General features: G+C 43.8%; 18 protein-coding genes. 12 read left to right on the plus strand and 6 right to left on the minus strand.

Annotated features, from left to right (window positions below; translation table 11 throughout):
• Positions 1–5: 5 nt before the first annotated feature.
• On the minus strand, positions 6–2,204 hold the full coding sequence (locus NBH16_RS07890; RefSeq protein ID WP_250788343.1) for an alpha-galactosidase: 2,199 nt from the start codon (positions 2,202–2,204) through the stop codon (positions 6–8).
• A gap of 70 nt (positions 2,205–2,274) precedes the next feature.
• Positions 2,275–3,768 (minus strand): IMP dehydrogenase, encoded by a 1,494-nt coding sequence (locus tag NBH16_RS07895; RefSeq protein ID WP_005855263.1) that lies wholly within the window; start codon positions 3,766–3,768, stop codon positions 2,275–2,277.
• A gap of 160 nt (positions 3,769–3,928) precedes the next feature.
• Between NBH16_RS07895 and NBH16_RS07900 the strand changes: the two genes are divergently transcribed.
• A complete protein-coding gene (locus NBH16_RS07900) occupies positions 3,929–4,642 on the plus strand; it encodes a pirin family protein (RefSeq protein WP_008774439.1) in 714 nt (237 codons plus the stop codon).
• A 75-nt stretch (positions 4,643–4,717) separates the two neighbouring features.
• On the opposite strand, the gene NBH16_RS07905 is transcribed toward NBH16_RS07900, so the two are convergent.
• Positions 4,718–6,010: a M64 family metallopeptidase gene (locus NBH16_RS07905; RefSeq protein WP_250788345.1), complete on the minus strand. Its 1,293-nt coding sequence runs from the start codon at positions 6,008–6,010 to the stop codon at positions 4,718–4,720.
• Between the two features lie 109 nt (positions 6,011–6,119).
• Here NBH16_RS07905 and NBH16_RS07910 point away from each other — a divergent pair, with 109 nt between their 5' ends.
• Complete coding sequence (locus NBH16_RS07910) at positions 6,120–6,602, plus strand: pyridoxamine 5'-phosphate oxidase family protein (RefSeq protein WP_005865637.1); 483 nt, start codon at positions 6,120–6,122, stop codon at positions 6,600–6,602.
• Positions 6,603–6,636: 34 nt separating this feature from the next.
• Here the strand turns inward: NBH16_RS07910 and NBH16_RS07915 are convergent, their stop codons facing one another.
• A complete protein-coding gene (locus tag NBH16_RS07915; protein WP_008774437.1) occupies positions 6,637–7,269 on the minus strand; it encodes a peroxiredoxin in 633 nt (210 codons plus the stop codon).
• 172 nt (positions 7,270–7,441) lie between these two features.
• Here NBH16_RS07915 and NBH16_RS07920 point away from each other — a divergent pair, with 172 nt between their 5' ends.
• The 5 genes from NBH16_RS07920 to NBH16_RS07940 all read left to right on the plus strand — a co-directional run bounded on the left by NBH16_RS07920 (position 7,442) and on the right by NBH16_RS07940 (position 13,225).
• A complete protein-coding gene (locus NBH16_RS07920; protein ID WP_121773109.1) occupies positions 7,442–9,310 on the plus strand; it encodes a PAS domain-containing sensor histidine kinase in 1,869 nt (622 codons plus the stop codon).
• 170 nt (positions 9,311–9,480) lie between these two features.
• On the plus strand, positions 9,481–10,707 hold the full coding sequence (locus NBH16_RS07925; protein ID WP_008781005.1) for a quaternary amine ABC transporter ATP-binding protein: 1,227 nt from the start codon (positions 9,481–9,483) through the stop codon (positions 10,705–10,707).
• Positions 10,704–11,537 (plus strand): ABC transporter permease, encoded by an 834-nt coding sequence (locus NBH16_RS07930; RefSeq protein ID WP_005865644.1) that lies wholly within the window; start codon positions 10,704–10,706, stop codon positions 11,535–11,537. Before NBH16_RS07925 ends, NBH16_RS07930 begins: the two co-directional genes overlap by 4 nt.
• Before the next feature lie 28 nt (positions 11,538–11,565).
• The gene (locus tag NBH16_RS07935; RefSeq protein WP_250788347.1) at positions 11,566–12,459 is read left to right on the plus strand and encodes a glycine betaine ABC transporter substrate-binding protein; all 894 of its coding nucleotides are present in this window, start codon (positions 11,566–11,568) and stop codon (positions 12,457–12,459) included.
• Positions 12,446–13,225, plus strand: coding sequence for an SGNH/GDSL hydrolase family protein (locus NBH16_RS07940; RefSeq protein WP_121962498.1), 780 nt, complete (start codon positions 12,446–12,448; stop codon positions 13,223–13,225). The genes NBH16_RS07935 and NBH16_RS07940 overlap by 14 nt, the downstream gene beginning before the upstream one ends.
• Positions 13,226–13,307: 82 nt before the next feature.
• Here NBH16_RS07940 and NBH16_RS07945 read toward each other — a convergent pair whose 3' ends face one another.
• Together NBH16_RS07945 and NBH16_RS07950 are read right to left on the minus strand one after the other, a co-directional pair.
• The gene (locus tag NBH16_RS07945) at positions 13,308–13,790 is read right to left on the minus strand and encodes a ferritin (protein WP_250788349.1); all 483 of its coding nucleotides are present in this window, start codon (positions 13,788–13,790) and stop codon (positions 13,308–13,310) included.
• 87 nt (positions 13,791–13,877) lie between these two features.
• On the minus strand, positions 13,878–14,306 hold the full coding sequence (locus NBH16_RS07950) for an Hsp20/alpha crystallin family protein (protein ID WP_005855288.1): 429 nt from the start codon (positions 14,304–14,306) through the stop codon (positions 13,878–13,880).
• 348 nt (positions 14,307–14,654) lie between these two features.
• Between NBH16_RS07950 and NBH16_RS07955 the strand changes: the two genes are divergently transcribed.
• From NBH16_RS07955 to NBH16_RS07975, 5 genes are all read left to right on the plus strand, one after another.
• Complete coding sequence (locus tag NBH16_RS07955) at positions 14,655–16,118, plus strand: DUF4153 domain-containing protein (RefSeq protein ID WP_250788351.1); 1,464 nt, start codon at positions 14,655–14,657, stop codon at positions 16,116–16,118.
• A 6-nt stretch (positions 16,119–16,124) separates the two neighbouring features.
• Entirely contained in the window at positions 16,125–16,751 is a 627-nt protein-coding gene (locus tag NBH16_RS07960; RefSeq protein ID WP_005855292.1) for an NUDIX hydrolase, read from the plus strand.
• 43 nt (positions 16,752–16,794) lie between these two features.
• Positions 16,795–17,145: an L-rhamnose mutarotase gene (locus tag NBH16_RS07965; protein ID WP_250788352.1), complete on the plus strand. Its 351-nt coding sequence runs from the start codon at positions 16,795–16,797 to the stop codon at positions 17,143–17,145.
• 8 nt (positions 17,146–17,153) lie between these two features.
• A complete protein-coding gene (locus tag NBH16_RS07970; protein ID WP_146334484.1) occupies positions 17,154–18,377 on the plus strand; it encodes a sugar MFS transporter in 1,224 nt (407 codons plus the stop codon).
• Between the two features lie 153 nt (positions 18,378–18,530).
• Positions 18,531–19,079: a PDZ domain-containing protein gene (locus NBH16_RS07975; protein WP_250788353.1), complete on the plus strand. Its 549-nt coding sequence runs from the start codon at positions 18,531–18,533 to the stop codon at positions 19,077–19,079.
• Position 19,080: the final 1 nt, after the last annotated feature.

A 19,080-nucleotide genomic window follows, 5' to 3' on the forward strand; every position in this document is an offset into this window, starting at 1 on the left:
GACAGTTAATGAACCTCGGTCAGCTCTATGACCTTGCTACGGGCATGGGCCGTAGAGAATACGTTCAGACCTATTTTCATCAAGAAATCTCCGCTGAAGGTTCCTCCGTCGGTAGCCAAGGCGGATTTCTTGCCCGGCATGAGGTTTATCTCTTGTACCTTATATTTCTTATTCGGGTCCAATCCTTGTAGCTTTACGGGGAAAGTCTTTTCTCCGAAGCGAGGGTGGATATCATAAGCGAATAGGACGGATTTGCTTTTTGCCTTATCCACGTACATCACGGATGAATGGTTGGTCTCGTAGGGGGAAACAAGACGGTAAAGATCGCCGTCGAGGATCGTGCCCTTTAGACGTTTGTAGTTGGCAACCGCTTCTTGGCAGTATTTCATCTCGTCGTCGTTCATTTCCTTCAAGCTGATATCGAAGCCCATCTTACACATCATGGCCACGTCGGTACGGAACTTGACGGAGGTATTCTTGTTCCAGCTAGTCACGTGGGCACACATTGCCTTTGCCGGGAAAAACTGGGAGAATCCCCATTGGATATACAAACGCTCGATCGGATCGGTGTTGTCGCTGCACCAGAATTCCGTGAAGTATTTCAATGCCTCGTAATCACAGCGGGCTCCACCTCCGGAACAAAGCATGATTGGTAGGTGAGGGTATTTTTCGGCTACCCGTTTGAATACGTTATAGACTCCTCGTACATGATCAATATATAATTGATTCTGTTTCTCCTTGAGGTAAGGAGAATAGACATTGGTAATCGGGCTGTTGCAATCCCATTTGAAGAAAGCCAGATCCGGATTCTCGATCATGATATTATCCACTACGCTGAATACGTAATCCTGTACTTTCGGGTTACTTAAGTCCAAGACAAGTTGATTGCGGTAGTAATAAGTCTCACGATTCGGTAGATGGATCGCCCAATCCGGGTGTTTCTCGAAAAGTTCGCTCTTGGGGTTTACCATCTCCGGCTCGATCCAGATACCGAATTTCACACCGGCATCTTTAGCGGTCTGCACCAGATGAGGAATGCCGTTCGGCAACTTATCATGGGTAACCTCCCAATCTCCCAATCCGGCCTTATCGTTTTGACGAGGGTATTTATTAGCGAACCAACCATCATCCAGCAAAAACATATCTACACCTAGATGCTTGGCTTCTTTCATTAGTTCCTCCAATTTCTTCTCGTTGAAATTGAAACCGGTCGATTCCCAGTTGTTCAGTAGGGTAAGGCGATCGCCTTTACCATCCTTGATCTGGTAATTACGTGCCCAATCATGGATATCACGACTGGCTTTTCCGGTTCCTTGGTTACTCAACGTAAAGATAAACTCAGGGGTGACGAACCATTCGTTCGGCTTCAATTCATAGGCGGACGCATAGGGATTGATGCCGGAGATGACACGAAGGTTACCGGCGTTGTCCACCTCGAACGTAAAGCGGTAGTTTCCAGTCCAACCGATCGTTCCCATTAAAACATCTCCTGTATTCTCGCTGGCCGGGGCACCTAACCCAATCTCAAAAAACGGGTAAGCGTGCATGGCGGCACGGGAGCCTAGTTTCGTATCGATAATCTTTTTCCCGAATTTCAAGTCTTGGCTGCTCATCTGTACTTCCTTGGCCCAGTCACCGCTAAACTCGGTCAATACATAGCGAGGACTCTCGAAATAAAGCATATTGGAAGCGTATTGGGTAATCGTGACCGGTTTTTTCTCCATATGACGAATCTCGGTCCAAGCCTTGATGACGTTTTCTTTAGCGAAAGTTACATAATGCAATTTAGCCTCCACTGGGTATACGTCGTCTTTCAGGGAGATGATTGTCTCCGTAACGTTATTGTCTAGTTTCTTGGATTCGCTGGAAACATACTTGAATATACTGGTCATGTTCCCATCGTTGTGCTGGATGGCGAAAGCCGGTTCGAAATAATCCTCCGCTCCTGAACAAGGATACACTTCCCATCCACGGGTTGATACGCTGCCATCCGTTCCGGCTTGGATATTCCATGAGAGGTTCTCAAATTCGGATTCGTCCACTAATTTATTTCCCAGATAAGTTTGGTAGAGCCGTCCGTTGGGGGCTACTTGTAAAATCAAGTCCGTCTCGTTGGTCGAGATTAAGATCATCTTTTGATCGGCGGCTTTTACGAATGGCAAACAAAAACACAAAAGGATAACTGTAAGTAATAGATTTTTCATGGTAAATTATTTGAATGTGTAAATAGTAGAGACGTAGCGTGCCACGCCTCTACTAGAATACATATTGTAATTAATTCTGCTCTTTCAGGATCACGTCGTGAGCGCCACCCTCAACGATACTTGTAGAGGAGACAAGCGTGATCTTGGCATGCTGCTGCAACTCTTGGATAGAGATGGAACCGCAGCTACACATCGTAGCGATCATCTTACCCAATGTTACGTTTAAATTATCTTTCAATTTTCCGGCATACGGTACATAGCTGTCCACGCCTTCCTCGAATTTCAAGGACTCGTTTCCACCCATGTCATAGCGCTGCCAGTTCTTCGCACGGTTAGATCCCTCACCCCAATACTCCTTCACGAAGTTGTTTCCGATTTTCATCTTCTTCGTAGGAGACTCGTCGAAGCGGGCGAAATAACGGCCCATCATCAGGAAGTCGGCACCCATAGCCAACGCTAATACCATATGGTAATCGTGTACCAAGCCACCATCGCTACAGATAGGGATATAAACGCCGTGTCTCTTGAAATACTCGTCACGAGCTTTCGCTACGTCGATCAAGGCGGTAGCCTGTCCGCGACCGATACCTTTCTGCTCACGGGTGATACAGATGGAACCACCACCGATACCTACCTTGATGAAATCCGCTCCGGCGTCAGCCAAGTAGTTGAAACCATCTTGGTCAACCACGTTTCCGGCACCAACCAGTACCTTGTCTCCGTAGGTATCCTTGATCCAGTGCAAGGTCTCGTACTGCCATTCGGAATAGCCGTCGGAAGAGTCGATACACAATACGTCAACGCCAGCCTCTACCAATGCCGGAACACGTTCCTTATAGTCGCGGGTGTTGATACCGGCACCTACTAATAATTTCTTATCTCCGCCGGATAACTCTTTCGGATTCTCACGGTGGCTATCGTAGTCCTTGCGGAATACGAAGTATTGAAGCTTCTGATCCTTGTCGATGATTGGCAATGTATTCAACTTATGATCCCAGATAATCTGGTTCGCCTCTTTCAAGGTCATGCCTAGCTCGCCAACGATTAGTTTAGCGAACGGGGTCATGAAATCTTTCACTTTCATGTCGATCGGGTCTTTGCCTTCACGGTAATCGCGACTGGTTACCATACCTAGCAATTTGCCGTTAGGCGTACCGTCATCTGTCACACCAATCGTAGAATGTTCTGTCCGGCGGACTAGCTCAAGCACGTCGGCCAAGGTATTCTCGGGCGTAAGGTTAGAGTCGCTGATAACGAATCCGGCCTTGAATTTCTTTACTTTGCGAACCATATCCGCTTGGCTCTCGATCGGTTGCGAGCCGAAGATGAAGGAAAGTCCTCCGTTGCGAGCCAACTCGATTGCCAGTTTAGGGCCGGAAACCGATTGCATGATCGCGGAAACGAAAGGAATATTTAATTCAATAGCGGATTTCTCGCCAGACTTGAATTTCACAAGCGGCGTTTTCAATGAAACGTTTGCGGGAATACATTCTTTGGTGGTTAAACCGGGAATAAGTAAATACTCACCAAATGTTCTCGATACATCGTTTAAGTAGATTGCCATAAGATTTTATATTTACAGGATGAGTTTTTTTAATTGCGCAAAAGTAGCGATTTCTGTTCATATATGAATCACATGTTTACATGAAATGTTCGAAATATGCGTCCCGCAACATTTATAGTTATGGATTTGTTATTAATGTAGATTTAAAAAGGAGGAAAATATGAGAGTTGTAGTTGATAAGGCTCAATCCAGAGGGTATGCGAATCACGGTTGGTTGAAAACACATCACACGTTTAGTTTTGCTAATTATTACAATCCGGAAAGGGTTCATTTCGGGATGCTACGTGTATTGAATGATGATTCCGTGGCGCCGGGTGAGGGATTCGATATGCATCCACATAAGAATATGGAGGTTATCTCCATCCCGTTAAAGGGATATTTACGCCATGGGGATAGCATAAAGAATAGCGAGGTGATTACGCCGGGAGATATTCAGGTGATGAGCGCCGGTACCGGTATCGTACATAGTGAGTTCAACGACAGCGGTAATGAACAATTGGAGTTCTTGCAAATATGGGTATTTCCCCGTGAGGAGAATACCAAGCCTCATTATGCCAGTTATGACGTGCGTCCGGTTACTTCGGAAAAGAATAAGTTGTCCTTGATCATCGCTCCGGATGGTAGCGCTCCTGCGTCGATCAACCAAGACGCTTGGTTCTCTTTAGGAAACCTAGATGCCGGTCAAGTAAAGGAGTATAAGCTACATAGTAAAAATAATGGGGTTTATTTATTCGTGATCGACGGAGAGGTGGAGGTAAGTAATACGATCCTGTCTAAGCGTGACGGGGCCGGATTCTGGGAAACCGAAAGCATTACGATAGAAGTCTTGAAGCACGCTAAAGTTCTTTTGATAGAAGTTCCGATGATGAAATAAATGTTGATAGGTTAGTGCTAGCGGGTATCTTAATAGTTGATGTAACAAAGCTATTAGGGTACCCGCTCTTTCTTTTTAATGTTTTATCAGTTTATCCGTGAAGTAATCGATCATCTGTAAGATCGCCCGGCTACAAGCTGGACAGAATGGAGCGTAATCACGCATCATACAGTGATCCATCGGGCGATAAATGCCTTTAGCGATGTAACCGCCTCCCTCGAATACGCCTGCCTTATCTTTATGAGCGTCATCTAATGGGGTAGGTACCGGTGTATTAGCCGGCAGAAGATCTTTCCATTTAGCATCGAAGTTAACCAAGGTCGTGATGTTCGGTTCCCAAGGCTCGTACTTCAAATTATAAAAATCTTGATAAGCGACCTCGGAACTGAAGTATTCATCGGCTAGGCCGGCGAAACTATGTCCGAACTCGTGAACGAATACGACTGGGGTACGTGGGTTATCGGCGGTTCCCATGGCATAAAAATTATACATACCGCCACCACCGTAAGCGTCCGTGTTTACCAAGATGAAGATTGCGTCGCAAGGAGCGTTCCATACGGCGTCACGTATAGACTTCATATCCGGGGTGGTTAAATAGCGATCTACCCCAAACGTATAATAACCGGAATTCAATGCGGTATTCTTGAATATACCTTTACCGGATACATCTGTTCCCGATTCTTCCGAAACGGCATCTACCGCCCAGACATTGAAATCTTCCCGGCGAGTGTCATAAGGCGGGGTCTTAAACAATGCCTCCGTAAAACGTTTGGCATCAGCTACAAATTTCTCTTGCTCGTCCGCCGTATAACCTTCCGCTAAGAATACGAGGTCTACTTTCCCGGAGGAATCCCCGTTATATTGGATTTTTGTGATCCGGTTTTCCTTGAGTTTCCCCCGGTCAATAAAAATACTGGCCGGATCAATCTCTTGTTTCAATAAAGGATGGAACTGCATGTCGGCCTTGTCTCTTGCCGTAATCTCAATGATGACAGGAGCTTTCGGATAGGGGATAGAGATGCTATTTGTCCAAGATTGTGTCTCGGTCTTCGCTTGCTCCGTACTTCTCCATTCTTCGAATAACGTATTGAATCCTCGTGAGTAGATCAACTCTTTACCGGCTTTATCATATACATTAATATAATACCCTCCATAACCAAACGGATCGATCAAGTTTTTGACCGGCCCCGCCCAGACAGGTTCTTCCCGGAGTTGTTGTATAGCGGCGGCTTGGAAATCCCAATTTCCACTCAATGCGAAATCAATCCGGAGACTTTTCTTCGTGAAGTGTTTTTCAAAATTAGTTTGTGCCAGACAAGTGAAACTGTAAAGAATGGCGAATAATAATAAGGTTATTCTTGCTCTCATAGATCTATAATATTTATCATGTGTCAACTTTATGACGCAAATGTATATTATTTTTTTTTAGATTTGCCACGATTAGTGTATTATACTCGTTTATAAATAAATTAGACCTATGTTTAGAGAGATCAGACGAAAAGACCGGATTTTGGATAATGAGTTGGCAATTCGTTTATTGGAGGAGGCGGAATATGGTTTTTTGGCCATGTCGGGGATAAATGGGTATGGGTATGGAATCCCGATCAATTATGTAAAGGAAGGGGATTCTATTTATTTCCATTGCGCTCCGGAAGGGTATAAGCTGGAATGTCTACGAGAAAACCCGAAAGTGAGTTTCACGGTAGTTGGCGCTACACAAATCGTTCCGGGAAAATTCACGACAGGTTACGAGAGCACTATCGCTTTTGGAGAGATGCATTTGGATTTGCCGGAAGAAGAGCGTCGGTATGCCTTGCGGCTACTCGTGAATAAATATTCATCGGCGTTTAAGGAGATCGGCGAAAAGTATATTGAGAAATCTTTTTACCGGACTAATATCTTACGTCTAGATATCTCGCATATCTCGGGAAAGTGTAAACGATTGTCTCAATTAGTATAAAAAAAGGGGGCCTAACCCCCTTTCCTGCAATATATCAATGATGGCTTAAATAATTAGAGACTCCTGCGTTTGTCGCTTTCATGGCGTCTTTTCCTTTGGACCAATTTGCCGGGCAAACCTCGCCATATTCTTCGAAGTGCTGTAAGGCGTCGACCATACGGAGAGCCTCGTCTACGTTACGGCCTAATGGTAAATCGTTGATTACATAATGACGGATCAAGCCCTCTTTGTCAATCAGGAACAGACCCCGGTAAGCGACCGGATTTCCTCTGGAGATAAGTTCTCCACTTTCGTTCGTAATATAATCAGCGGCCAATACGCCAAAGTTTTCAGAGATGGTTTTGGAAAAATCGGATACGAGTGGATAAGTCACCCCATGGATACCTCCTTTATTCTTATCTTGGTTTAACCATGCGAAATGAGAAAATTGAGAATCGACGGAGCAACCAACCACCGCTACGTTACGTCTTTCGAATTCCTGTAACTTTTGTTGGAAGGCATGTAATTCTGTCGGGCAAACGAATGTAAAGTCCATCGGATAGAAAAACATGACTACATACTTCTTGCCTACATATTGTTCCAAAGAGAAATCCTCGATGATCTCATTGCCATTCACTACTGCCGGAGCGTGGAATTCCGGTGCCTTTTTACCTATTAATGCTTTCATATTATAATTAATTTGTTTGTTAAGTAACAAGCGTAAGTGAAGGTTTGTTGTTGCTTTTTAGTAAAGAGACTGATTTTCTTGTGAAATAGACCTAAAGTTTATGCTTTAAAATTTCTCTGATTTTCAAAGATTTTATTTCTTTGTAACTTATTGATGTTAATAAAGAAAGTATATGGAGGTTTCCGAGGTAAAACAGCGTTTGCTGACAGATTTTTTTACATATTATCCCATGGGAGGTGCTCTGTATGATAAAAACGGTGCGCTAATTGATATAAATAAGTCCTTAAACGAGAAATTTCCTTTTACGAATGAAGCGGACTTCTTATTAAATAATCTTTTTCGTACAGATTTGTTGACCGATCTTCAAAAACAATATCTGCGTGGGGGAAGCGTGGTTTCCGGTTCTTTGCCTGTACCGTATTCTATCATCCCCTCAATGCATGAGAATAGAGAGATTCTTGGATATACCTTATTATTAACGGGTAATCCGGCGGTCGGGCAGGAGGCAGCCGGTTATGACCGGGAATTGAAGGAATTGACGGACATGTCGCAAAAGATGGCGGAAGCGGTTCCTGATACGATCCTTTTGGTAAACAAGCAACTGGTTGTAGAGAGGATTATCGCTTATGCTATGGAGACTTGTATAACACCAGAGTCGATCAATCGGCGTATCGATGATCTTCCGGGTTTCATTTATCCGGATGAGACTAAGCGTCGTGTGGCTGCGATCGTGCAAAGTTGCTTGAATAAGTCGGAGATCATGAATTTAGATTTATCGATTCCGGGACATAACGCTCCGATCGTTTATTTTAAACTACGGTTGGTACCTGTACATGACCGGTATGTGATTATTTATATACGGAATGTATCGGAGCTCGTTGAGCAGGAGAAAGCGAATGAGGCGTTAAGCAGTAAGTTGTCCGAAAGTCGGATGATGATGGAGCTTGCTTTGCAGAATAGCAAGATTACGACTTATTCTTTTAATTTCAGCCGATTTAAGTCTTGCGATAAAGTACATTGTAACCGTTGTTTCCAGTTTTATGGCACGACCAATAGTTTATTGAAACGTAATCAGTTCATCTGTCAGGCTTTGCCGCAACTTCGTCACCCGGACGATTCTGGCGACTTTTTCTATCTATTCAATACGATCCGTACGAATAAATTGGATGAATATAAAATAGATTTTCGTCTAAAGAACGATGATAACACCTATCGGATCTATGAGGTGATCGGTAAGACGCATGAAAAGGATGAAAATGGTTTCCCGAATTTGATTGTTGGCTGTATGATCGATGATCAAGAACGATTGGAGTTTGAGGAAGACTTGATCTTAGCCAAGGAAAAAGCGGAGGAGGCGGATATGCTTAAGTCGACTTTCTTAGCGAATATGACCCATGAGATCCGTACACCGTTGAACGCTATTGTCGGTTTCTCTGATTTGTTAGGAGTGGAGGAGGATTCGGAATTGCGCCAAAATTATATTAGTTTAATCAAGATGAACAATGATTTACTTTTAAGTATAGTAAATGATGTTTTGGATATTTCCAGAATCGAGTCTGATATGATGACGTTTACTTATATGGATGTTTATTTACCTTCCTTTATGAAAGATCTATATAACTCCATACAATTACGTAGACCGGAAGGGGTGGAAATGACCTTGGATGCATGTCCCGATATCATATTTAATATAGATCGAAATCGATTATGGCAAATCTGCATGAATTTATTGACGAATGCGGTTAAGCATACTAAAAAAGGTCGTATTTGGTTTGGGTATACGCTTGAGGCTGAGGAGAAAATGATTAAGTTTTATGTTTCGGATACAGGTTGTGGCATTCCCAAGGATGAATTGGATAATATCTTTGCTCGGTTCGTGCAATTAAGCGATTTTGAGCAAGGAGTCGGATTGGGATTAGCAATTTGTAAAGGTCTGGTATTAAAAATGGGCGGTAATATTTCAGTGATGTCCGAAGAAGGATTTGGTTCTACATTTATTTTCACTTTACCTATGAAAAGACCCAATAGTTGGAAAAACTAGTGAACAATACTCTTTGAAATTCGGTTGTCTATATAAGAGATGATTTAGGTTGTAGTCAATTTCCATAATAAGCATTAACTTATATATGCTTTTGGTTTATGTTTTGCCATAAGAAATTCTGGACTTATGGCCTAATCTTTTTGTATCATACCAGTAATCAAAGATTTTATATGACGAAAATAGAAATAAAGAATTTATCTATTCTTTTCGGCCCGGAGAAAATGCGTGCGAAAAGAATGCTAGTAGCGGGAAAAAGTAAACAAAACATTTTGAAAGAAACGGGTTGCACGGTAGCTGTACGTAATGCGAACCTAAAGATTGAGGAAGGGGAGTTATTTGTGATAATGGGACTTTCCGGAAGTGGAAAATCTACGCTGTTACGTTGTATTAACCGATTGAACGAGCCCTCTTTGGGAGAAGTCTTTATCAACGGAAAAAACATAACGACTTCCTCGGATAAAGAATTATTGGATATACGGCGTAAGGAAATGGCTATGGTTTTCCAGCATTTTGGATTGCTGCCCCATCGCACGGTATTGAGTAATATCGCTTTTGGCTTGGAGTTACAAGGGGTTCCTAAAAAAGAAAGAGACCAGAAAGCTGTGGAAAGTGTAGCCCTAGTAGGGTTAAAAGGATACGAGAACCAGAAGGTTAGCGAGTTGTCTGGAGGTATGCAGCAACGTGTCGGATTGGCCCGTGCGATCGCAAATGATCCCGAGGTGCTCTTGATGGATGAGGCTTTTTCTGCCTTAGACCCATTGATCCGTGTACAGATGCAGGATGAGCTATTGAAACTACAAGAGAAGATGCAAAAAACGATCATCTTTATTACGCATGATCTTGACGAGGCGATTAAGTTGGGGGATCGTATCGCCATTATGAAAGACGGGGAGGTCGTGCAAGTAGGTACCCCTGAGGAGATCTTGACAGATCCGGCCAATCATTATGTCTCTAGATTTACGGAAAATGTAGATCGTGGACGTATCGTTACAGCCTCATCGATAATGATAACCCAGCCGGTTGTCGCTCGTATCCGTAAAGATGGCCCGGAGACCGTGTTGAGGAAAATGAAAGAGAAAAACTTATATGTATTGCCGGTTGTGGATGGAAATAGGCAATTTCTGGGCGAGGTTCGTTTGAAAGATGTCTTGGCTCTTCGGAAAGCGGGGAATCATGATCTCTCGTCGATTGTGATGAAAGAGGTTCCTTCGGTTCTGGAAAACACGACGGTTGAGGATATGCTTCCTTTGTTACCGGAGATCCGGCAGGCCTTACCGGTCGTTAATGAGGCCAACCAATTGGCTGGCTTGGTTTCTACTTCATCGATTATAATCGAGATGACGGGGAAGGATAAAGAGGAAATAGATCAAATTGTTCAAAATGCGATAGAATTATGATAAATATAGGAAAATATATAGAGATTGCCATTAATTGGCTGACTGAGCATTTCGCTCGTTTTTTTGATGTGATAAATGATGGGGTCGGAGGATTTATCGATGCTTTTCAAGATGGGCTGACTTGGATTCCGTTTTATGTGATGATTTTGGGCTTGGCATTGTTGGCTTGGTTCAAGGCAGGAAAAGGAGTCGGCGTGTTCACGGCATTGGGTCTATTGTTAATTTACGGAATGGGTTTCTGGGTGGAAACGATGCAGACTTTGGCCTTGGTACTGTCTTCTACCATCATCGCCTTGATGATCGGAGTTCCGTTAGGAATTTGGACCGCACGCAGTGATCGGGCGGATAAGATCATCCATCCGGTCTTGGATTTGATGCAAACGATGCCGGCTTTCGTCTACTTGATACCAGCCGTTTTGTTTTTTGGTTTGGGACCGGTACCCGGCGCTTTCGCAACGGTGATTTTCGCCATGCCTCCGGTTGTACGGCTGACCGATCTGGGAATCCGTCAAGTCCCGGCCGATATTGTGGAGGCTACCCGCTCATTTGGCGCTACTTCCTCTCAGTTGCTTTATAAGGTGCAATTGCCATTGGCTTTGCCTACGATCATGACGGGAGTGAATCAAACGATCATGCTTTCACTTTCTATGGTAGTTATAGCGGCCATGATCTCGGCAGGAGGATTGGGTGAGATTGTCTTGCGAGGAATTACCCAAATGAAAATAGGTTTAGGTTTCGAAGGAGGTATAGCGGTCGTTATCTTGGCTATTATCTTGGACCGTATTACGCAGGGCTGGGCGAAAGGTAAAGTGAATAAACAAAAGAAATAAGAAACATAGAAAAGAAAGAAATAGATATATGAGACGATTTACGATTATTATTGGATGCTGTATGCTTTTGGTGACCTTACAATTTATTTTCAGTTGTGTGGATAGCAAGGATCGAAAGAAAATATCGATAGCGTACGCTAATTGGGCGGAGGGCATTGCTATGACCAACTTAGCCAAAGTGATATTAGAGGATCAAGGATATCGGGTAACATTAAAAAATGCGGATATCGCCCCGATCTTTACTTCTGTCGCTTCGGGAAAAGCGGATGTGTTCATGGATGCATGGTTACCGGTGACCCATGCGGATTATATGGAACAATACGGGGACCGGCTTGAGACACTCGGAACGGTTTATGAGCATGCGAAATTGGGCTTGGTAGTTCCGGAGTACGTTACCATTCGTTCCATCGAGGATTTGAATGCCCATAAAGATCAATTTAAAGGTGAGATTATAGGGATCGATGCCGGCGCCGGTTTGATGAACTCGGCGGATAAGGCGGTTCAAGATTATTCTTTGGATTTTGATTTGAAATCTTCCAGTGGGGCTACGATGGTTGCTTTCTTGAAGAAATCGATTGATGCGAACGAATGGATCGTGGTTACCGGATGGACCCCTCATTGGATGTTCTCACGTTATCCGTTAAAATTCTTGGAAGACCCGAAAGAGGAATTTGGAGACTCGGAGCATATCGAGGTTATCGCTACGAAAGGATTCTCTGAGAAAGATCCATATGCAGCCTCTTTTTTCAAGAACTTTAAGTTAACCGATGAACAACTGAGCGAATTGATGTATTATATGGAAGACGGGACACGTACGGAATTGCGATCAGCCCGTGCTTGGCTTGAAAAACATCCCGAGATAATCAAATTATTCTTACCTTCGCAGGAGAATCAATTGAATGGGAGCCATGAGACAAATTAAGGGAGTCATATGTATTTTAATAAGTATCGTTATGTGTTGGTCTGCTTCAGCCGCAAACAATAAACGTTATGTGAATATCGTATTTATCGGGAATAGTATCACGTTTGGCGCCGGGTTACCGAAGCCTGTCCATGATGCGCCTCCTGTAAAGGCTGCGTTGTTTTTAAGCAAGTGCCCGGAAGTGGCTTCGGTCAAGTATTCCAATAGAGGACAGAGCGGCTGTACTACCGTTGATTATTTGCCGGATACGAATACGCTCTTCCCGTGGGCCGTACGTGCTGCCGATAAATTTAAGGATGAGACTTGGGCGGATTTGGTGTTCTCTATTATGCTGGGGACGAACGATAGCGCGATAGAAGGCACGAACGGCTGCCCGGTAGCGCCCGAGCGGTATTATGAGAACATGAAGACAATTATCAATCGCTTATTAGCTTTATACCCGAATTGCCGTATTGTGGTACATCGTCCTTTATGGTATAGCCCGAATACGTATAATGGAGCTAAATATTTGGAAGAAGGCTTGCGAAGGCTCCAAGATTATTATCCGCAAATACAACGATTAGTCGATTATTATGCGTCTCATTTTCCCGGACAAGTCTTTCTGGGAGATACGAAAGGATTTGATTACTTTAAGGAAAAACATTTAACGGATTTCCAAGCGGAGAAGGGCAACGCCGGAGTGTTCTATCTTCATCCGAATGAGAAAGGAGCGGTCCGGTTAGGCGAATTGTGGAGTGAGGCGATTCGTCAGGCTTTAGGGCTTTGACCTCTATAAAAAAGCCATGCCATCCCAAGAAGACGACATGGCTTTTTAGGCCCATTTATAGGCATGACAAGCAGGTATTCGTTTATCTTTTTCCTAATCGATGATCCATTAATACGGCATGATGTTCTCCGTATAATTTAAGTTTCTCGACAATATTTTTCGCTGTAGCCTCTTCCTCTACCTGCTCTCGGACGAAGCCCCATAGGAAATCTTGTGTCGCCTTGTCTTTCTCTTCGGAAGCGATATCGACAATCTTGTCGATTGATCCGGATACATGCACCTCATGCTCGTAGATATGCTGGAAAATCTCCAACGGCTCTCCCCATGCTGTAGGAACGGAATTAACTACTCCGATCGTCACTTGTCCGCCACGCTTGATTGAGTAATCGATCATTTTATAGGCATGTTCAAGTTCCTCTTGCGATTGTTTTAACGTCCAATGCGCAAAACCATCCAGCCCTATCTGAGTGAAATGTACCGACATGGATAAATATAGGTTGGATGACCACATCTCCATGTTGATTTGCTTGTTGAGAGCATCTGATAATTTTCTGCTTAAAATCATAATGGCTTATTCTATTTTATGTTGTTTATAAATAGAACAAGCCATTATCGGTTTTGTTGAGTTTTTACGAAGGAAAGTGTATCGAGGTTATTTGATCTCGATTACTTTCTCGGCCATTTTAGCCTCTTCCTCAGTTCTTTTCGGTATGCTGATACTCAAGACGCCGTTCTCAACCTTCGCCTCAATCTTGTCTTTCTCTACATTGTCAGGCAAAACCATGGTTTGTTGGAACTTGCTATAAGAGAATTCGCGTCTCAGATAGCGTCCGTCTTTCTTATCCTCATTCTTTTCTTCTTTTTTCTCCATAGATACGACCAAGTTGTTGTTCTCATCGATCTTGATGTTGAAATCGTTCTTCGTCATACCGGGAGCGGCTACCTCAACTCGATAATCCTTATCGGATTCTATCACGTTGATGGCTGGAGCTGTAGAGTTTGCTTTTATCATCCAGTCGTTGTCAAATAAATCATTGAATACATACGGTAACCAATTTTGACTTCTTCTCATCGGTGTCATAATACAGTCCTCCAATTATTAGTTAAACATTCTATTTACTATTCTTATTTCTGAACTCGTCCTTTTTAATCTCGAATTCGCTATAGATACTTCAAATGGCATGCCAATCTGATAATGTGTGTGTTAATGCGGATAAAAGAGATTGAATAAGGTTTAACCCACGCATGGGGAACTTATGATTCGGGGGATGCGGGTGCAGGGAATAATATCTTTTAGAAACTGGAATAAAATACAATGAAACGGAAATCTGTAATATTGGCATAATATACGTTATTTTGGCACGATAGAATGACGGGTTGGATAATAACTTTTATCTTTAGACGTTTTTAATAGTAAATCGGTTCGTATATGAGAAAAAAGATAGAGCTGTTTGGACTGCGAATGAAAGCTGCGGTACAGAGCCATCCGGTAGAGGTGTCGCTTTCGGTTTTGGCCTGTGCGATGGGATGTTATGATTATGAAAGCGAGGGTAGTTTTTTCGACATGGTACTACAGTATATGCCAGTTGTTTTCTTGTTTGTTTATACCTTGAACAGGTGTTGCGCGAGGATGAGGAGACGTTTGTTGTATTATTTCTCGGCGTTGTTATGGATTCCTTTTTTAATGATGCCGGTAGAGCGATCTTTCTCTTCTACGCATCTGGTTTCGTTGATCATTGTGATACTCGTTTATTTGGGAAGTGGATGGATGAAAGATAACAAGCGCTTTGTGGAAAATACGCTTTTCTTTGTCCGGTCGCTTTTATATGCGGGCGGGCTTTCGGTGGTTATTTATCTGTTATCCGGATCGATCTATAAGTCAATCCAATATATTTTCGAGATCTGGCAAGATGAGGCAGAAAGAATAATCGCTTATACGGCCTTTGTCGTTTTTAGCATCATTTTCCCACTATTGTTCTTGATGTTTAATGAACGAAGGGAGCGATCTTGGCTTCCTTTCAAGAGCAAGCTATTTGATGTTTTGCTAAACTATGTGCTTTCTCCGGCATTGCTTATTTATGCGGTGATCTTGTATCTGTATTTTATTAAGATCGCTGTCCTGTGGTCATTGCCTAAGGGAGCGGTTGCTTCTATAGTGGTAAGTTTTACTGCCGCTGTGTTTATATTAAAAGGATGTCAGGTATTTCTTACCCGGAGGTATTACGATTGGTTTTATGATCATGCCAGCCTTGCCGTGTTTCCGGCGTTGGTGATGTTTTGGATAGGCACGCTTTATCGGATTCGTGAGTATGGGTTTACCGAACCAAGGGTTTATTTAGTTGTCGTGGGGTTGATATTGACCGGGGCTGCCGTTTTATTTTCCGTCAAACGTTGGGCATCTTATTTATACGTAGCCTGTTGGGCGATCCTTTTGCTGGCGAGCGTAACTTATATCCCGGGGATGACGGCCAAAAATATTGAACATATCTCCCAAATGTCTCGAAAAGATGATCCGATAAAGAAGTCTTGGGAGGTGGAGTATATTCATATTTCCTCGGATAAGCCGGTTGATATCCGGGGATATAATACAATGGCGAGCTTACGGAGTTATAAAATGAGCGATGCTGCTCGGTTAGTGGCGGAGAATGATACGATTGCGGTTTTCGATGAAGAGGATGTCTTGGTCTATCAAAAATCCTATGATGGTTTTTTGGACGGGCAATTGCGGAAAGTCGGGCTTTCGCAGCTGGCTCCTATCCCAGAGTCCGTCTATCCCGATCTTCTCCGGATCGATCTGGATTCATCCGCCATTATTTTGGAGGCGATAGACTTGCGGAGAGATTCCGCCAATCATATTAACTATATCATAGGATCATGTTATCTAAAACAGTAAAATTGTATGTCTAGAAGTAAGGAATTGATTTTATTGGCCCAACGTATCCGGGCCTTGTCTCAGACGGGGTTGGTTTATTCATTAAGCGAGTACGATACGGAACGTTATGAAGAGTTGAGCCGCCTAAGTGATGAAATAACGGCTCTGGCTACCGGATTGAAGCCCGATGATGTGGCGAGTGGTTACCGCCCGGCCCAAGAGTATGTAACCCCGAAAGTCGATATCCGTGCGGTTGTCTTTAACGAGAAAGACGAGATTTTGCTGGTCCGTGAGAAAATGGACGGATGTTGGTCGTTGCCCGGCGGATGGAGCGATGTGGGGTATTCCCCGAAAGAGGTAGCGGCGAAAGAGGTGAAAGAGGAGACGGGCTTGGATGTGCTTCCGGTCCGCTTGCTGGCCGTGATGGATATGAGCAAGCATCCGCATCCCGCTATACCTTATTATGTATATAAGTTTTTTATCCTTTGCGAGTTGAAGGGCGGGTCGTTTACCGAGACCTTCGATATCTTGGGGAAAGGCTTCTTTCGATTGGAGGAGTTGCCCCCGTTGTCCTTGGAGCGTGTGCTGCCGGAGCAGATCCAACGGATGTATGCCTATTATAAGCATCCGGGCGAAGATGTTTATCTGGATTAAGGATACTTTTGTACCTTCGCGACTTCATTTTAAAAACAATGTTATGAAAAGATATTGTCAGACCTTGGATCTGAAAGAGGACGAGCAGTTGATAAAAGAGTATTGCTATTGGCATTCGCCGGAACATATCTGGCCGGAGATACCGGAAGGAATCCGTGCGGTAGGGATCTTGAATATGGAGATTTACCGTTTGGGAATCCGGTTGTTCATGATCGTGGAGACGCCCGATGATTTTGATTGGGATGCGTCGTTCGCCCGTTTGGCGACGATGGATAAGCAAGCGGAATGGGAGGACTTCGTGGCGAAGTATCAGAAAGCCGTTCCGGGAAGTTCCTCGTCGGAGAAATGGCAGTTAATGGAATGTATGTTTAAATTGCCGGGCGCGAGTAAATAGACGGAAGGATGGAAAAACAAAAGAAACAGTCGCTGGTGGCCGCCCCGGGAGGGAAATCTTATTTGGTCCCGTTTATCTTGATCACGAGTTTGTTTTTGCTTTGGGGATTCGCCCACGGACTCTTGGATGTGCTGAACAAGCATTTTCAAGGAGTCTTCACGATGACCAAGGCAGAGAGCGGTTTGGTGCAATTCTCTACGTATATCGCTTATTTCTTGATGGCGTTGCCGGCGGGGGCGTTCATGAAACGTTACGGATATAGGAAAGGGATTATCATGGGTTTGCTATTGTTCGCTATCGGAGCTTTTGGGTTTATCCCGGCGGCTTTTTTGCATTCGGCTACGCCTTTCCTGATCGCCTTGTTTGTGATCGCTTGCGGGCTTTGTATCTTGGAGACGGCGGCGAATCCTTATTCTACGATATTGGGGCCGTCCGCTTCCGCTGCGCAACGGCTGAACTTATCCCAGTCTTTTAATGGATTAGGTTGGATATTGGGGCCATTGGTAGGTGGTTTGTTGATATTCGGGGCATCGGAGGGAGATTCGATGGCGTTGACTAAACCTTATATCTTGGTAGGTGGTATCGTCTTGTTCGTAGCGTTGCTTTTCTTTTTCACGAAGTTGCCGGAGATTAAGCCGGAAGAAGAGGAGGAGGTGACCGCTATTGTCGAGGAGAAACCCGCTGCCTCCCTATGGAAACGTAGGCAGTTTGTACGTTCCGTGGTCGCCCAATTCTGTTATTGCGCCGCGCAGACGGGAATCTTCGGGTTCTTTATTAATTACGTGACGGAGATGGACCCGGGTATCAGTAATTTGCGAGCGTCTCGTATTTTGGCATTCGGTGGAATGGCCTTGTTTATGATCGGGCGTTTGAGCGGTAGTTTTACGATGAAGTGGTTGGCTCCGGGCCGCTTGCTGACTTGGTATTCTTTGTTGAGTGCCGTTTGTATGGCTTTGGTGGTGGCTTCCGTAGGTACGCTTTCGCTATACGCTCTTTATTTATCCTTTTTCTTCATGTCCATCATGTTCCCTACGATTTTCGCCTTGGGGCTGGAAGGTATGGGCGTTTATACCAAGAAAGCCTCTTCTTATATCGTGATGGGAGTCGCCGGCGGCGCTTTCAGTCCGATGCTGATGGGATATATCGGCGAGGAGAATATGGCGCTGGGTTTCATCGTCCCGTTGATCGCTTTCTTGTATATCTTGTATTTCGCTATCAAATGTAATCGATAAATTTGGAATGCTGTTTTTTACTTATGGAATCCGGATAATAAACCAGTATGGCTTGTGTATGAAGGCTTGGGTTTCATGGGATAAATGTTACGCTCAAGTAATATCTGCTTATCTATATCGTTTTCATTTTAAATAAAATAAAAGAGAGTGGATATGAATAAAGGTTTGTTTTTGTGTGGGCTATTTATAGCTCTATTTCTGGCTGGTTGTGGGGATGATGAGGTTAAAATCGCTAATCAGATGACTTTATATTCAAGGCCGGATACGATTCATCTGGGGGGTGACTTAGGGATGGATTCCATATTGGTGAAGGGCTTCACGGCTTGTGAGGCGTATGACGCGAAATGGGGAACATTGCCCGGGGATGTTGCGCGAGAGTTTGATATGAATGCCTCTTATCTCTATTTCTCGTATGAGGCAAGGGTGGTTTTATTGGAAGATAGCATTTATGACATAGGTATAGGACACTTTTGGGATGAGAAAGCTGGATTCTCGGAGGATTTGAGTTCGTATGGCTTCGTTATCAGTACGTTTGGCATGCAAAAGGATAAGAAGCAAGTGCTGGCGTGTACCTATTTAATATATGTAGAGAAGAACTCAGATGGAGAGAAGATCGATCGCTGGCTTCCTGTACGACCGGAGGAGTTGCGGTGGCGTTATCTCCGAATAGAAGACTTTGATCAATTAAAAAATGTAGAATGAT

This window comes from Parabacteroides sp. Y3-G-102 (genome assembly GCF_023656845.1).
In the GTDB taxonomy this organism is placed as follows: domain Bacteria; phylum Bacteroidota; class Bacteroidia; order Bacteroidales; family Tannerellaceae; genus Parabacteroides; species Parabacteroides distasonis.

Bases quoted from the DNA above. Each gene is read 5' to 3' on its own strand.
- NBH16_RS07930 (WP_005865644.1), top strand. From the start codon at position 10,704: ATGATAAATATAGGAAAATATATAGAGATTGCCATTAATTGGCTGACT.
- NBH16_RS07955 (WP_250788351.1), top strand. From the start codon at position 14,655: ATGAGAAAAAAGATAGAGCTGTTTGGACTGCGAATGAAAGCTGCGGTA.
- NBH16_RS07965 (WP_250788352.1), top strand. From the start codon at position 16,795: ATGAAAAGATATTGTCAGACCTTGGATCTGAAAGAGGACGAGCAGTTG.
- NBH16_RS07950 (WP_005855288.1), bottom strand. From the start codon at position 14,306: ATGACACCGATGAGAAGAAGTCAAAATTGGTTACCGTATGTATTCAAT.
- NBH16_RS07940 (WP_121962498.1), top strand. From the start codon at position 12,446: ATGAGACAAATTAAGGGAGTCATATGTATTTTAATAAGTATCGTTATG.
- NBH16_RS07905 (WP_250788345.1), bottom strand. From the start codon at position 6,010: ATGAGAGCAAGAATAACCTTATTATTATTCGCCATTCTTTACAGTTTC.
- NBH16_RS07900 (WP_008774439.1), top strand. From the start codon at position 3,929: ATGAGAGTTGTAGTTGATAAGGCTCAATCCAGAGGGTATGCGAATCAC.
- NBH16_RS07970 (WP_146334484.1), top strand. From the start codon at position 17,154: ATGGAAAAACAAAAGAAACAGTCGCTGGTGGCCGCCCCGGGAGGGAAA.
- NBH16_RS07915 (WP_008774437.1), bottom strand. From the start codon at position 7,269: ATGAAAGCATTAATAGGTAAAAAGGCACCGGAATTCCACGCTCCGGCA.
- NBH16_RS07925 (WP_008781005.1), top strand. From the start codon at position 9,481: ATGACGAAAATAGAAATAAAGAATTTATCTATTCTTTTCGGCCCGGAG.
- NBH16_RS07895 (WP_005855263.1), bottom strand. From the start codon at position 3,768: ATGGCAATCTACTTAAACGATGTATCGAGAACATTTGGTGAGTATTTA.
- NBH16_RS07920 (WP_121773109.1), top strand. From the start codon at position 7,442: ATGGAGGTTTCCGAGGTAAAACAGCGTTTGCTGACAGATTTTTTTACA.
- NBH16_RS07960 (WP_005855292.1), top strand. From the start codon at position 16,125: ATGTCTAGAAGTAAGGAATTGATTTTATTGGCCCAACGTATCCGGGCC.
- NBH16_RS07935 (WP_250788347.1), top strand. From the start codon at position 11,566: ATGAGACGATTTACGATTATTATTGGATGCTGTATGCTTTTGGTGACC.
- NBH16_RS07975 (WP_250788353.1), top strand. From the start codon at position 18,531: ATGAATAAAGGTTTGTTTTTGTGTGGGCTATTTATAGCTCTATTTCTG.
- NBH16_RS07910 (WP_005865637.1), top strand. From the start codon at position 6,120: ATGTTTAGAGAGATCAGACGAAAAGACCGGATTTTGGATAATGAGTTG.
- NBH16_RS07890 (WP_250788343.1), bottom strand. From the start codon at position 2,204: ATGAAAAATCTATTACTTACAGTTATCCTTTTGTGTTTTTGTTTGCCA.
- NBH16_RS07945 (WP_250788349.1), bottom strand. From the start codon at position 13,790: ATGATTTTAAGCAGAAAATTATCAGATGCTCTCAACAAGCAAATCAAC.